12 protein-coding genes are annotated in these 14,862 nt (G+C 55.3%); 5 read left to right on the forward strand and 7 right to left on the reverse strand.

What is annotated here, in order from left to right:
- Position 1 precedes the first annotated feature (1 nt).
- The 5 genes from G7Y41_RS04810 to G7Y41_RS04830 all read left to right on the forward strand — a co-directional run bounded on the left by G7Y41_RS04810 (position 2) and on the right by G7Y41_RS04830 (position 7,900).
- Positions 2-1,522, forward strand: a complete 1,521-nt coding sequence (locus G7Y41_RS04810) for an Hsp70 family protein (protein WP_165315342.1) — start codon at positions 2-4, stop codon at positions 1,520-1,522.
- Between the two features lie 233 nt (positions 1,523-1,755).
- Entirely contained in the window at positions 1,756-5,670 is a 3,915-nt protein-coding gene (locus tag G7Y41_RS04815; protein WP_165315343.1) for an alpha-L-fucosidase, read from the forward strand.
- Between the two features lie 462 nt (positions 5,671-6,132).
- Positions 6,133-6,435 (forward strand): hypothetical protein, encoded by a 303-nt coding sequence (locus tag G7Y41_RS04820; protein WP_165315344.1) that lies wholly within the window; start codon positions 6,133-6,135, stop codon positions 6,433-6,435.
- Between the two features lie 79 nt (positions 6,436-6,514).
- A complete protein-coding gene (locus tag G7Y41_RS04825) occupies positions 6,515-7,183 on the forward strand; it encodes a hypothetical protein (protein WP_165315345.1) in 669 nt (222 codons plus the stop codon).
- Positions 7,184-7,228: 45 nt separating this feature from the next.
- Positions 7,229-7,900, forward strand: a complete 672-nt coding sequence (locus G7Y41_RS04830; RefSeq protein ID WP_165315346.1) for a hypothetical protein — start codon at positions 7,229-7,231, stop codon at positions 7,898-7,900.
- Between the two features lie 286 nt (positions 7,901-8,186).
- On the opposite strand, the gene G7Y41_RS04835 is transcribed toward G7Y41_RS04830, so the two are convergent.
- The 7 genes from G7Y41_RS04835 to pepN all read right to left on the reverse strand — a co-directional run bounded on the left by G7Y41_RS04835 (position 8,187) and on the right by pepN (position 14,821).
- Positions 8,187-8,741, reverse strand: coding sequence for a MerR family transcriptional regulator (locus G7Y41_RS04835; RefSeq protein WP_269207937.1), 555 nt, complete (start codon positions 8,739-8,741; stop codon positions 8,187-8,189).
- Between the two features lie 113 nt (positions 8,742-8,854).
- A complete protein-coding gene (ftsR, locus tag G7Y41_RS04840; RefSeq protein ID WP_165214700.1) occupies positions 8,855-9,613 on the reverse strand; it encodes a transcriptional regulator FtsR in 759 nt (252 codons plus the stop codon).
- Complete coding sequence (locus tag G7Y41_RS04845) at positions 9,610-10,038, reverse strand: FHA domain-containing protein (RefSeq protein ID WP_165214703.1); 429 nt, start codon at positions 10,036-10,038, stop codon at positions 9,610-9,612. Before G7Y41_RS04845 ends, ftsR begins: the two co-directional genes overlap by 4 nt.
- A 155-nt stretch (positions 10,039-10,193) precedes the next feature.
- Positions 10,194-11,036 (reverse strand): DUF881 domain-containing protein, encoded by an 843-nt coding sequence (locus G7Y41_RS04850; RefSeq protein WP_165315449.1) that lies wholly within the window; start codon positions 11,034-11,036, stop codon positions 10,194-10,196.
- An 8-nt stretch (positions 11,037-11,044) separates the two neighbouring features.
- On the reverse strand, positions 11,045-11,377 hold the full coding sequence (locus G7Y41_RS04855) for a small basic family protein (RefSeq protein WP_165214709.1): 333 nt from the start codon (positions 11,375-11,377) through the stop codon (positions 11,045-11,047).
- A gap of 1 nt (position 11,378) precedes the next feature.
- Positions 11,379-12,269: a DUF881 domain-containing protein gene (locus G7Y41_RS04860; protein ID WP_231367230.1), complete on the reverse strand. Its 891-nt coding sequence runs from the start codon at positions 12,267-12,269 to the stop codon at positions 11,379-11,381.
- The gene (pepN, locus tag G7Y41_RS04865) at positions 12,266-14,821 is read right to left on the reverse strand and encodes an aminopeptidase N (RefSeq protein ID WP_165315347.1); all 2,556 of its coding nucleotides are present in this window, start codon (positions 14,819-14,821) and stop codon (positions 12,266-12,268) included. Before pepN ends, G7Y41_RS04860 begins: the two co-directional genes overlap by 4 nt.
- Positions 14,822-14,862 lie beyond the last annotated feature (41 nt).

Genomic DNA, 14,862 nt, shown 5'->3' on the forward strand with positions numbered 1-14,862 from the left:
CATGAGACTGGGAGTTGACTTCGGAACCACAACGACAACCGTTGCCGTAGCTGATCGCGGGAACTACCCCGCAGTGTCATTCATCGACCACAACGGCGATGCACAAGATGACATTCCCTCCGTTATTGGGTGGAGCAACGGCGCGCTTGTTTTCGGTTTCGATGCGCTGCGGGCAATGGACGAGGACGAGGCTCCTCTCATTCGGTCAATTAAGCGCTTACTCTCAGATTCCTCGATGACCCCTCGGTCAACCTTCCGCTTGGCGCAGCGGGATATTTCCATCATGGATGCGCTCGTCGGTTTCCTTGGATATGTTGCGTTCAAGGTTCGCACGGATTCCTCCCTTGCGCAGATTCCTCAGTCCGAACCGCTCGAAGCTGCCATCGGTATTCCCGCACACGCCTCCTCTGCGCAGCGATTCCTCACTCTTGAAACGTTCAGAGCTGCCGGCTGGTCCGTGATCTCGATGGTGAGCGAACCTTCAGCGGCAGGATTCGAATATACGCATCGCCATCGCGGAACTCTCAACTCGAAGCGAACGTCGATCCTCGTTTATGACCTTGGCGGGGGCACCTTCGACGCCTCAACCGTTACCGCGGTTGACACCGATCACCAGGTGCTCGCAAGCCGTGGCCACACCATGCTCGGTGGTGACGACTTCGACCTCGTCCTCGCACAGTGTTTTGCCAAAGCTGGCGACATCCCACTGAATTCTTTTGCCGAATCGGAATGGCAGGATCTTGTCGAACAGTCACGCACCGTCAAGGAAAGCCTGACCGCGCATACTCGCGTTGTTTCCGCTGTCGTTCATGATCGCCCGGTGTCACTCCCCGTCTCCACTTTTTATGAGGCTGCAACGCCACTCGTTGAGAAAACTCTCCAGGTCCTCTCCCCTCTCCTTCAGCGCAACGAGGACGGAGCGCTGGCTCTTCCACCAGAGTGCGCCGGAATCTATGTCACCGGCGGCGCATCGTCACTGCCTCTCGTCTCCCGAATACTGCGGGAGCGCTTTGGCCGACGAGTTCATCGTTCACCGCATGCAGCGGCATCAACCGCAATTGGTCTGGCCATTGCCGCCGATCCAGACGCCGGATTCACATTGCACGACCGGTTGGCCCGACACGTCGGAGTTTTTCGCGAGGCCGAATCAGGTTCCCTGGTGTCTTTCGACACCCTCCTCTCCCCCGACCTGCAGATTGAGTCCAACAAGGAAACAACGATCACTCGCCAGTACCGGGCCGCACACAACATCGGTTTCTATCGCTTCGTTGAGTTCACGCAGACAGATCACGTCGGAACACCTCTGGGTGATGTGACACCGCTTGGCGAAATTCTTTTCCCTTTTGCCCCCGCACTTCAGGAACCGGACATCTCCCTGGCAAACATGCATATCGCACGCACCGGAAACGGTCCACTGATCGAAGAGCGCTACCACGTTGATCGCCACGGTATTGTCACTGTGGAGATCTATGATCTCGACACAGGCTATTCGCTGACTTCCGCACTCACATCGGGTACATAAGCACCGCAACATCACAAATGTCCTCAGCTAGGACTAAGGTCTGACGCAACGTGGGTCACTCTATGCATTGCCTCTCTATGTGAACGTTCAACTAAAGATGATTACTTTTTAAGTATTTTCATATCCAGTATGCGCTTTCACCTGGTCGATTATCGTGATCCAAGGTCTCAAAGATGAGACCTGCGAACGAACGATGAGGTTCGTTCTCCTTCCTCGACACGAAAGAACGTCACATGAAACACATGCGCGCGCTCGGAGTGCTCGGTGGCCTCTCGCTTGTGTTTACTGGACTACTCAGTCCAGTCAGCCATGCCGCGACACCAACCGACAACGACGGGCCAATTCAGGGTGTTTCCGCCGTAGTTCCCTACTCCACCGATACTCGGATAGCGAACTGGCAGAAACTTCAATTCGGACTTTTCATGCACTGGGGTGTCTACTCCACATTTGCCGGTAGTTACAAAGGGGCCACCCAAACCATCGGCTATCCAGAGCAAATTAAAGCGTGGATGAAGATCCCGCGGGAGGAGTATCTTGCTGAAGCTGCCAAGATGAAGGCAGACAAGTGGGATGCTGCCCAGGTGTGCAAGACCGCGAAAGATGCCGGCATGAAATACGTCATGCTGACAACGAAGCATCATGACGGCTTTGCCATGTGGGATACCAAGACCACCGACTACAACGTTGTCAAACAAACCGCATTCGGTAAAGATCCCATTCGTCAGCTTTCAGATGAGTGTTCCAAAATTGACATGAAGCTCGCTTTCTACTTTTCCATCATTGACTGGGAAAAGCATGAAGCTGAACCATACGGAAATGTCAATCCGATTACTGATGACCATTTGCAATACAATCTTCAGCAAATTGAAGAACTCATGACAAACTATGGGCCCATCTCAGAGTTCTGGTTCGACATGGGCGGGCCGACCGCCGCACAATCAGAAAAGATGGCTCAAAAGGTCCGTGAACTTCAACCCAACACAACGGTTGTCAATTCGCGTGTGTGGAACGATAAGGGAGACTTCGAGGTTGGCGGAGACAATTCTGTTCCCCCTGATTTCAGAATGGGTCCCTGGGAATCGATTCTCTCGATTTTCCCTTCCTGCTGGAGCTACTGCAACACGTATAAGGCAAACCGTGATGAATCTCGTGTGATTCCAGTATCACGTTCAGCAATCAAGGGTCTCATCACGGTGATCTCGGGAGGCGGCCAGTACGCCTACAATATCGGCCCCAGAGGAGACGGTTCATTTGACCCCTTCGATCAAAAGGTGCTCGATAACTTTGCTACATGGCGTAACCGGCACCCGCAAGCTATTGAAGGTGCCCATGCCACATGGTTCGATATTCCCTCATGGGGACGTGTGACGGCCAATGGTCATTCGCTCTATCTTTTCCCCAGCTCATGGTCCAATGGCGGAGAATTGGCTCTTCCGGGTCTGGCGAATTCCGTGAAAAAGGTGACGATCGATGGAACGTCTACCGAACTGTCGTACACACACGAAAACAACACGCTGAAAGTACGGATGACGGGAGAATCTCCTGATGAGCTCTACCCGGTGATCAAAGTTGAACTTGATGGCGAACCGATGATGATTCCTCCTCAAACAGCTAAAATCACCGAAGGGGAATCCCGAATCAGCAGGGCAAATATCGTCGGAAGAAACTCAGCTAAGGGTGGAAGCCGCAGCGTTATTGACACCTATCTCCTCAACACCACAGGAAAGCTCCTCAAACGCGTTGAATTGACATTCGACATGACGGGGAATCAGGGGTTGAGCGCAGCGAATCAATATCTCTTAACGTTTGGCGATCACAGTCGCGTGGTCACCGGAGCTGAACTTGCTGCCGGAAAACTCGGCGAGATTTTCACGCTCAAACCACACGAAGTGACACGGCTGCGACTGGAGAACTACAAGCCCACATATTATGCAAATCGGCTTCCGATATATCCATCGTCAATCACCGTTACTGCCGCCGCTGAAGAACCTGTTGCGACCGCGCCGACTTTCTTAGTACATCCTGAGAATCAACAGGTACGCGTTGGGCAAACAGCAGCATTCTCGGCTCAGGCAACGGGATGGCCAACACCGACGTATCAGTGGTATGAGATCACGCCGGAGGGTCAGATTCTCCCAATTGAAGGTGCCACGTCAGCAACTTACTCGTTAGATCCACTCATTGAGGATGACGGCGCACAGTTTAGGGTTGTTGCAAAGAACTCGGCGGGCGAAGCAACGTCTCATACTGCAACGCTCACGGTGCTCCCTGAGAAGCAGAACCTCGCACTCAAAAAACCAACACGTCAAAGTTCGACCGCTTGGAGCGGTATTTCCAGTCGGGCGAATGATGGAGATACCGACGGCGTATGGGATAACGGATCGGTGTCTCATACCAGCGAATCAGATGAGAATCCTTGGTGGGAAACCGACCTTGGAGACACCTATCGGGTGAGCACGGTCGATGTGTGGAATCGTGCCGCTGAGATGACGTGCAAGTCCGCCACCGTGCCGTGCTCTGATCGCTTGAAGAACTTCTATGTGATTGCTTCGAAGTCCCCCGTGGCCAGTTTGGTAACGTCACTCGAGGAGATGATCAACGCCGAAGACGCCAAGGCGATCAAAGTTGAAGGCGTGGCGAAGTATCCCTCGTCCGTTGACTTCGGAGATTTCCCGGCACGGTACATTACCGTTGTTCTTCCAGGGAAAGGAACCCCTCTCTCCCTCGCCGAGGTCGAGGTCTTTGGTAAACCGGACGTCGATGCACCCACCTTTGATCCTCTTGAGGCAAGCGGTAATCCCGCGGAGCATTTCACATCGAATGGAGACGGCAACAGCCGAACGATTACCGCACCCGTAGGAACCACAGTCACCTTGAAACTTCCCGCTCAAGGAAAGCCAACGCCGACTGTCACCTGGCAGAAGCTCACTGCTTCGGCAGATGAGTGGGAAGACATTGCAGGCGTTGACGGATCGCAATACGCGTTCACGCTGAGCGCACAGGACGATGGTGTGAAAGTTCGCGCTCGCGCAGTAAACACTGCCGGCACCGTCTATTCGCAGCTCATCGAACTCAAGACCCTTGTTCCGCCAGAGGTTTCCGCGGTGACTCTCACAGATTCCGAGGGAACCGGGCTCAAGATCGACGAGGCCGATGGATGGCAGTCAGCAACTGTCGCACCGGACTCGAAGATCACTGCATCGGTCACGGCGACTGGTAAGCCAGAACCAACGGTGAAATGGCAGCGTGGCACCCTGCCAGCTGGAGCCGGTGCGGACCAGATCGCGTGGACTGATATTCCTCAGGCACAGGGGCTGAAGCTACCGTTGACGATTGATGCGGCGATGGATGGAACTTTCATCCGAGCAGTCGTAACGAATGATCTGAGTTCTGTAGCGTCCACTCCCCTGCGGTTCGTCAAGGCGTCACAGCCTGATCCGGATCAGCCCGATGAGCCGGGGACTCCGGAAGATCCCGACACCCCGGGGACTCCGGAAGATCCCGACACCCCAGGGACTCCGGAAGATCCCGACACCCCGGGGACTCCGGAAGATCCCGACACCCCAGGGACTCCGGAAGATCCCGACACCCCGGGGACTCCGGAGGAACCCGACACCCCAGGGACTCCGGAAGATCCCGACACCCCGGGAACACCGGAGGAACCCGAAGCCCCCAGCACTCCGTCCGCTACCCTTGAGGGCGTCACTGGTGGCGTCGTGTCTCAGGGACAGTCGCTCGTGTTTGCTGTCAAAGGTTTCGCACCCTCAGAGAAGCTGACCTTCGCCGTCCATTCGCAGCCCATGACGATCGGCACCGTACGTGCCGATAAGACCGGAGCAGCGAAATTGTCGTGGACAGTCCCCGCCGACTTTGAGGTGGGCGCCCACGAGGTCATTGTCACTGGTGAAAATGGCAAGCAGGCACGTGCAGCATTCACCGTCGTCGCCAAGGACACGATCCCCGGAGGTACATCAGGAAAGATGAAGCCCAATTCCGGTAAACACCACTCAGGGAAGATGATGGGACAGCGCCCCCTTGCTACTACGGGAGCAGGACTGGAAACCACCGGCATGCTCACGCTCCTGACAGTCATGGGTGCGGCAACCACAATCCTTGGTCGTCGTAGATGGGAGAAGAACCGCAACTGATTGCGCCGTTCGTTCGGCACTGATCAGCACACGCGGAGTGGGTGGTGTGGCTGCCATCGGCTGTGCCACCCGCTCCCACTGATCACATATCCAAAGAGACCCACGTGAGGCTCGTCACCTATCGTCACAGTTGAGGTGTTCTCAGACGCGGAGGCCTCCGGCATAAGCCGGAGGCCTCCAACACGATATACAACAGGTCGCACAATGACCATCACGTCGTGGCTTAGACGATTATTTTCAGGTGTAGAACAGTCGTGTTGGTTCGGGGTGCCCGTAACAACGCCGATCGTGTCAATCGGCGAGGAACGTGCTGCCCGAGAGTGTGGATGGTGAGCCGGGTGGCATCGGAACACTTGCGGAGTAATTTCCCAAATTCTCTTGTGATTACGCCTATTCCATCGATATAGTTTGTACGTAACGTTGTGTTACAACTCGATCTATTCACGCTCAAAGGAGAGTGCGATGAAGAAAATTCTCGTCCCCCTGTCTGCGCTAGCGCTAGCCGCTGCCACCACACTCATTGCCTACCCAACGTTCGCTCGTTCGCACGGTTGTCGCAGCTATTCGGCTCAAGATGGACACGCTGTGGGCTCCTTCTGCCCGTACAGCGCTCCGTATACCAAGCATCAGGGGTTTGGAACGATGTACATCAATTCCGGATACACAACGAAGGCACAAACGCAGCAGATGACAATGGGGCTTCACGTTCAAAGCGACTACTACTACGGTGGTCACCTCACCTCACACTGGCAGAAACTCTACTGATCATCCTCCACGAAAGGCACGGTTGTCGGTAAGACCCTCCACTGCCGTAGGGTCTTGCCGGCATGTGAGGAATACTTAGATGAAACACACCTCCATCCTCGGATGTCTTCTCCTTGTTGCCCCATTGCTGTTGTGTTCGTGTGCCGGTGGTGAAAAACCGGTTGCTCTAGACGACCTTGTGGGCAAGGGCTGGCACGCTAACATCGAGCAATTAAGAGCTGAATCTCGCGGCACACCATACGAAGATATTTACACTCAAATCCTGGAAGATGAAAAAGTCAGTGACGAGGAGCTCTCCGAAATACGCGCACGCCACCTGACATGCGTCGAAGACCAAGGAGTCAAAGGCTTCCAATTTCTTAATAGTGGTGCGGTGCTGGGATACCTGGAAAACGGTGACGCGGATGCGGCAGAGAATATCCACAAGCAGTGCGACAAGATGCTCGGCACCGAATCTTTGACAGCACTTTACCACAGCATGGTTACGAATCCGCGGAATGTGGACCAAAACGAACTCATCGCAATATGTTTACGTGAACTAAACGTCGTGGAGCCAACATACACGGGAAAACAATTTTATGACGAAATGGAACACTATATGAATACCCACGAAAACTCTGAGGGCAACGTCGACGGCGATCCCACGTTGTCGCTTTCATACACGGTTGATCCAAAAACCGGAGCCGACGCCGTACACCGTTGCATTGTTGAGCCCCAGAAAATCCTCGATCTCTCAAGCAAACAATGACCTTCCACTGCCGTAGGGTCTTGCCGGCATGTGAGGAATACTTAGATGAAACACACTTCCATCCTCGGATGTTTTCTCCTTGTTGCCCCATTGCTGTTGTGTTCGTGTGCCGGTGGTGAAAAACCGGTTGCTCTAGACGATCTTGTGGGCAAGGGCTGGCATGCTGACATCGAGCAATTAAGAGCTGAATCTCGCGGCAGGCCGTACGAGCACGTCTATACTCAAATTCTTGACGATGAGAAAATCAGCGACGAGGAGCTCTCCGAAATACGCGCACGCCACCTGACATGCGTCGAAGACCAAGGAGTCAAAGGCTTCCAATTTCTTGATAGCGGGGGCGCGGTGACGGGATACCTGGAAAACGGTGACTCGGACGCAGTATTAAAAATCGATGAACAGTGCAATGACATGCTCGGCACCAGTTTTCTGACGGGACTTTATCACAGCATGGTTACGAATCCGCGGAATGTGGACCAAAACGAACTCATCGCAATATGTTTACGTGAACTAAACGTCGTGGAGCCAACATACACGGGAAAACAGTTTATTGACGAAATGGAACACTATATGAGTACCCACGCAAACTCTGAGGGTAACGTCGACGGCGATCCCATGTTGTCTCTTTCATACACGGTTGAACCAAAAACCGGAGCCGACGCCACATACCGTTGCATTGTTGAACCCCAGAAAATCCTCGATCTCTCAAGCGATAAATAACCCTCCACTGATCACACCGCATCGCCATACATATCGAAACCACCACTCACCCTCAATCGTGCCAGGACGTCTTACTGGCAACAACGGATCCGTACACGTATTGAGACCATCCACGCCCCCGAAACCGCACCACAGCACAGGGAAACACAGACACCCCTCCCCGCGTCATTCATTCGGTCATTGCGACAGGCGCTTATAGCGGCTTTTCAGATTAAGAATGTAGGGGGTGAGAATCGCTCACATTCTCAATTGTGACAGCCTGTTTTTGTTGCGTGAAATCTGAGCATTACGATGCTGAAAGTTTACGGCGACGTCTTTCAGCAAGCTCGTCAACGAATCCATCTGCACGTTCGATCGGCAAATCAGCAAGAGATCCTTCAACTTCTCGCCACACCCGTCCAACGGCGATACCAAAGACACCTTGGCCGCCTTGAAGGAGGTCGATAACCTCATCAGTTGACGTGCATTCGTACACTGAAGCTCCATCACTCATCAAGGTGATTGAAGCCAGATCGTCAACCCCGCGCGTCTGTAGTTGTGCGACGGCAACGCGTACTTGTTGGAGCGAAACACCCGCATCGAGAAGTTTCTTCACGATCTTGAGAACAAGAATGTCCTTGAACGAGTAAAGCCTCTGGGAACCGGATCCACGAGCCGCACGAATCGACGGTTGAAGCAACCCTGTACGTGCCCAATAGTCCAACTGACGATAGGTGATCCCGGCGGCGGAGCAGGCAACGGGACCACGATATCCCAGTTCCTCCGTATCAATTCCTTCAAGAGGATCACCGAAGAGCATAGGCTGGCGCTGCTCTGCGGCGTCAAGGGGTTGTGCACTCACTGTGGCTGCTCCTCTGATGGATGCGTTGATGATGATTTTACGCTAGGGCGCTTTCGCCTCGAGGTCAACGACACTCTCGGCGCGCCTCACCTTCAAGTTGAACTTGAGACTTATCACGTTCCCTCATTCAACCGGCCCACAGAGATACGCAACAGCTCCAGGTGTAATTTCGCCATCAATTCCCCCAGCTCAACTGACCGTGCATGAGCCCTCTCGCGATCACCCGAACGCTTACGCGAACGCTGAGACGACACTGTTTGATCGATGATATCGGCGCTTCGTTCCGCGCCGGTTCGCACCGAACGCAGCAACCTCGCATCAAGTCCCATTGATTCAAGCTCTGCAAGAAGCCGGATCACCTCGATGCTCCGAGCCGGAAAATATCCCGCAATATCAGGAGTGATGATCCCCAGACTGACGTACCGTTCAACAATGGAAATATCGACACCCGTCAGATCGCAGAGGTCACGAGCGGGCAAGGCACGTCGGTTCCCCGAGGAAACAACCTTCCCCTCAGAGGCAACGACACGCGGCGAACGAGAGAAGTCGACCTCGTGTCCAGCATCGAGGCCACGGAGTTCCTCTCCGATGACCTTCAACGGAGCGAAGGAATCGCGCTGCCGCGTGAGGATCAGGCGAAGTCTTTCGATATCCGCAAGCGAGTACTTACGATAACCGGAACCCGTCCTCGCGGGAGAAACAAGCCCTTGGTCCTCGAGGAAGCGAATTTTCGAGGACGTCACCGCGGGGAATTCCAGGCGCAAGCGCGAAACAACCTCGCCGATGGAGATCGCCGGCTCACGAGATACTCCTCGCGGCCACGCTCCCCCCTCGTCTCGTTCCTCGGTGTCAATATGGACAGCGTTGCTCATGAGCGCTGCGGGGACGGTTGATAGGTCAAGCGATACTTGCCGATTTGCACCTCATCGCCGGCGTTCAGGCGGGCCTGTTCAACACGTTCTCGGTTCACGTAGGTGCCGTTGAGCGATCCGGAGTCGCGGACGATATGGCCACCGTCCTCGGCAATGAACTGACAGTGCTTACGCGAGACGGTGACGTCGTCGAGGAAAATATCTGACTTGGGTGAGCGTCCCGCGTAGGTGACGTTCGGATCCAGGAGGAAACGGGCACCGGTATTTGGCCCCCGTTGAACGATGAGGAGAGCCGAGCCAGCGGGAAGAGCATCAACGGCATCTCGATCGCGCGCAGACAAGGCAACGGGAACGTCCTGAGGTTCGTCCGTGTTAGAAAAACCAAAGATCGACGTTGCCGTCGGATCAAATTCCTGCTGATCCATTGATCCCTCTCCATCGTCGTGTCACGTACAAAAATCTAACATCGAGTCTAGCGGTCATTGGGAGAAAAATTTTACGGTTGACCGCGCAGCCACCTGAGGATTTTCACGATCCTCCCAATCCCGCGGTTTCGCTGCACTCTAACACCCGTGTCCTCTCACTTCACCTCGTGCGCATACTTCGGAGTCAGCGGCGTTGCGAGGGAATTGATCACCACTTCCTCGGCTTCTGTGATGGACACATTCGCACCCTTTGCTCGCATTTGAGCGGCCGATCCCGCCTGGATTTCAAGCGCCGTCGCTATGGTGTGAGACGATCCGATGACTTTCCAGACGTAGGGAGAGCGGATGACCGTTGCGTCAACTGAGATTGTCGACCCGTGAGAAACAAAGGACGAACGCGCTGACAGACGCACGCCATTGAGCTCGATGGCTTCGGCTCCAGCGTTTCGTAGCTCCCCCAGTGTCATGACGAACTGTGTGGCAGTCAACCCGGCAGCAGGATCAACCACAGACATGATCACTCCCTCACCTTTGACGGCGACGGTCCCGGCGTTGATCGCTGCCTGTTGCTGTGCCTGCTTGGCTGCGTCCTCGGCTGCCTGGAGCTGGGACTCTGCATCCCGAAGCTCACTGAGCTGCGATTGAAGCTCCGAGCGCTGACTACGCAGGTTGTCCTCCTGGGTGTTGAGTTCGTTTAAGAGCACAACGAGATCTTCCTCGCTCAAAGATTCAACAAGGTCATCTCTTTGAGCCCGAACCTGAGTGACGAGGGCGAAACCGAGGACGAAACAGATGATCAACAGAAGAACGTGAAGGCCACGAGGGAAGGCAAATAGTGCGGCTTTCACTTGGGAGAAAAACGCTGTTTTCCTCGATCTCCGATGGGGATGGACGTTGGTGGCTTCGACTTTCACAGGGCTCGCCGATGAATCAGGCAAGGAAACGGTGGAGGTGTCGCGCTCAGCGTTGTGCGATGGAGTTGACTCATGATCTGCCATTGTCACGCTCACGCCTTAAAAATCAGCCGTCGAATAGAAGCAGTATTTGAGAAGATGCGGATACCCAAGACCACGACAACCGCTGTCGTCATCGCTGAGCCCACACCCAGCTGGGTTCCGAGGAAAACCAAGAGACAGGCAACGACGACGTTCCAGAAGAATGACATGACGAAGACTCGGTCCTGGAAGGTCCCTTCGAGCCAGGCTCTGCCCGCTCCGAGCAGAGCATCAAGTCCGGCAACAACGGCAACCGGGAGGAAAGGTTGGAGCCACGTCGGAACGGTTGGATCAACGAATACACCAATGAGGATTCCCAGTGCCAATCCGATGATTGCGAGCATGTCAGTTCCCTTCAACAATCGTTGCGTAGCGTGTTTTTCGAGCGTCCAAAGCGGGAAGCGAAAGAGATGGAGCTCCGGCCGTCGACAGGCTGATCCCGTTGAGTGACTGGGCGCTCGACAGATAGTCCCCCGTTGCTCCCTTAACCAGAGCAACAGACATGACATTCGCATCGCCGATCGCCTCGATGGTATATGGCGACTGCACCGGGGTGACATTGATGAGAATGACAGAACCCGCTGTCCGGATGAAAGTTCCTGGACCCAGGCGGATTCCGTTGATCGCAACTGCCTCAGCCCCCGAAGACCACAGCGCATTGACAATGACGTTAAGATCCTGGTCGCGTACAGTTCCAGCCATTGTCCCGTTCGTGCGTGTGGCATCAGCCGATGCCGAGTCCTTTAGCGTGATTTTCAACCCCGGCCCCTCAACCGGAGTCAGAGCGTTTATTAACTCAGCTGAGGGGTCTGTGGAGTCACTGATGTCAGTGGGTATGGAGGACGCATGAACCTGCGACGTCAATGATTGAACGTCAGAATTCAAGGACGAGACCACATCCTGACGCGCTTCCACCTGCTTAACGAGGTCAGCTCGGGTGCCGTCATCTCGGGCGTGATGACGAAGCGCACGAACAGCGACAACAGAAGCAACCCCGAGAGCACACGCGAGAACAACGACAATGACTTTCTGCCACCAGGCAGAGCGGCTTGAGCTGCCGGATTTGGGATAGTATCCGTAGCCTGCGTCCAAAGGGTTGGCAAGGAGCCCCGTCAAAAGCGACATCGACATCGCGGGGTCGCGCTCAGTGGTCACCGGCTGATCACCACCGCGCTGTGATGTGTCTGCGGGCCTATCGGTGGTCGCCGGAGTCCCCTTCCGTTCGTTCCGCTTCATGAGAATTTCTCCTGAACCCGAGCAGCCCGCGTCAAAGCGTCATACTTTTCGAGGACGAGGCGCCGCAACTGCGCTGGTGCATCGTGGCAGGAGTCCAACCAGTGTTCCAACCCACCGATAATAAGCGCAACGCTATCGTTGTCTTGAACGTCAACGGACACGTTCAGAGCGCCGCGAACATAACGAATCCCCAGGCCAATGGAATGGGAGTTCCAATAATCTTCAAGATGATCAATGACGCGGCGCGTATCTTCAGGCGTGTATGCCACGGAAGCATTGAGACCATCAAGCGTGGCGGAGAGCTCCTCGTTCGACAATTCCTCCCCCAGGAGTCGCTCCCACGCGCGCTCTCGGGACTCAACGGATGGTAATGCCGCGCTCGCCCTCGTTAATTCACGATGAGCATGACCCGAAGAATCACTGGCACCGAACGCGGCAAGTTCCTCAGGAGTCATGAGGCCGCGAGCGGCGAGGGCGCACCGGGCTTTCCATGCGATGTCAAGATCAGTGTCCTCGGCCAGTGAACGCATTGCCGCGACACCGAGATCACCCGTTGCTCCGGTAAACATTGACACTGCGAAACGACGCCACGCTGTTAACTCGTCGAGCTCCATGTTGCGGACCATTGTTTCCAACGACAGGGTGAGTGCATGGGCCCGAAGTTGCGATCGGTCCTCACCCGAGCAGAACTGGCAGATCGTCTCATGGGCCATCGCGAGCAGTCGGTCACGAATCGCCGGCACAGGTTCTGACACCGCTGAGGTGATGCACGAAGAAGCCAGGCGCCTGGGGTCAAGAAGACCGTCGCGCATCGAAGCGAAGAGGCTTGCCCATACGACGGCTCGCGTCACCGCATCCGGGCAGGTCGACAGATATTCCAGCGCTGTGTCTGTACTTAAAGCGTTGAGCCGTGAAATCGCGTACGTGAGATTCCCATCATTGATGACAATCAGCGCAACATCATCCACAGCACCCGCATAGCTGAGAACCCCATCGGGGTCAATGAGCGCAGATTCGGCGGTCAGTCGCACATGGAAGCAGGCGGATCGCTCAAGCACGCCACCTTTGAGTGCCCACGTCGACACGTCAAGCTGATGTGGACGGATCGTCCGCGCCTCGTCGGTGGGAACCTGCCTCAGAGTGAAGTTATTGATCGCGCCGTTTGCTCCCACCGAATAGGTGGCACTGAGAACTGAGGGACCGCTGGTCTCAAGCCACGCTCTTTTCCATTCTTCAAGGCTCTCCCCCGTTGCTTGTTCAAGAGCCGCAAGAAGATCCGTGAGCGTGGCGCTCCCATAGGCGTGCGCACGGAAATATTCACGAGCGCCCCGATCAAAGGCGTCCTCGCCAACCCAGGCAACGAGCTGTTTGAGGACCGCCGCACCTTTGGCATAGGTGATGCCGTCAAAGTGTGTTTTCGCTGCGGCCACGTCAGGAATGGTTGCAGCAATCGGATGAGTCGTAGGCAGCTGGTCTTGCTCATAGGCCCAGGCCTGGCGTCCCACGGCGAAGTTTGCCCACTCATCAGGATAGGGGCCCGCAGCAATGGCAGAAGTCCCTTGATTTTCAGCGAAAGACTCCTTGAGCCACAGGTCATCCCACCACCTGGGGGTCACGAGGTCCCCGAACCACATGTGACACATTTCGTGAAGAATGGTGTTTGCACGTTTCTGCTTCTGTGAAACTGTCAGCGTGCCACGCGAGAGATAGTTTTCGTTGAATGTGATGAGCCCCGGGTTTTCCATTGCCCCGAGGTTGTATTCGGGGACGAACACCTGATCGTATTTCCCCCACGGGTAGGCGAAGCGGTAGTGCTCGTGGAAGAAAGTGAATCCGTGGCGCGTCACGGCCTCAATATCATCGGCGTCAAGCGCACCGGCAAGGGATCGACGGCACATGATCCGCAGGGGGATGCTGACATCCGCAAAGTCATCGCAACCTGTCCATGTGCCCGCGTCAACGACTGCCCATTCACCCGCAATGATCGCGCTGATATAGGCCGACAGCGGTCGCGTGCGAGCGAAGATGTGTTCCATTCCCCCATCGATTTCGCGCAGCGATTCTCTTTCCCCATTATTTGCGACGACCCATCCTTGAGGGGCGAGCACAGTGAACTGCCAACGGGCTTTGACGTCGGGTTGATCAATGCACGGCCATGCACGGTGAGCGTCGTTGGGCTCGAACTGGGTGTACAGGTAGGTGCGTCCGTCCTCAGGATCCCTGTAGCGGTGGAGACCCTCGCCCGTCCTCGAATATCGACATTCAGCTTCGACGCTGACGCTGAGCTCACCAGGTTCGAGGTGATCAAGGACAACCCGGTCGTCTTCGACCTCAAAATGGTGGGGATGGTCATTGACGAGGACGACGCTCACCTTCCCAACGACGTCAATGAAGAGCGTTGTTGAGTTGAGATGTCCCCGAATCACGGAGGTCACGGGGTAGGTGCCGCGCGTGAGATCCTCAGCTTGACGGACGTCGACAGTGACATCAATCGTGTCCACGATGAATGCCTGAGACCGTGTACGAGCTTGCTCACGTGTGAGGATCTGCATGGTGTGATTCTACGGGCAGACGGGGGCTTGGGCTGGGGCAT

Source organism: Schaalia sp. ZJ405 (assembly GCF_011038885.2).
Taxonomy (GTDB): Bacteria; Actinomycetota; Actinomycetes; order Actinomycetales; family Actinomycetaceae; genus Pauljensenia.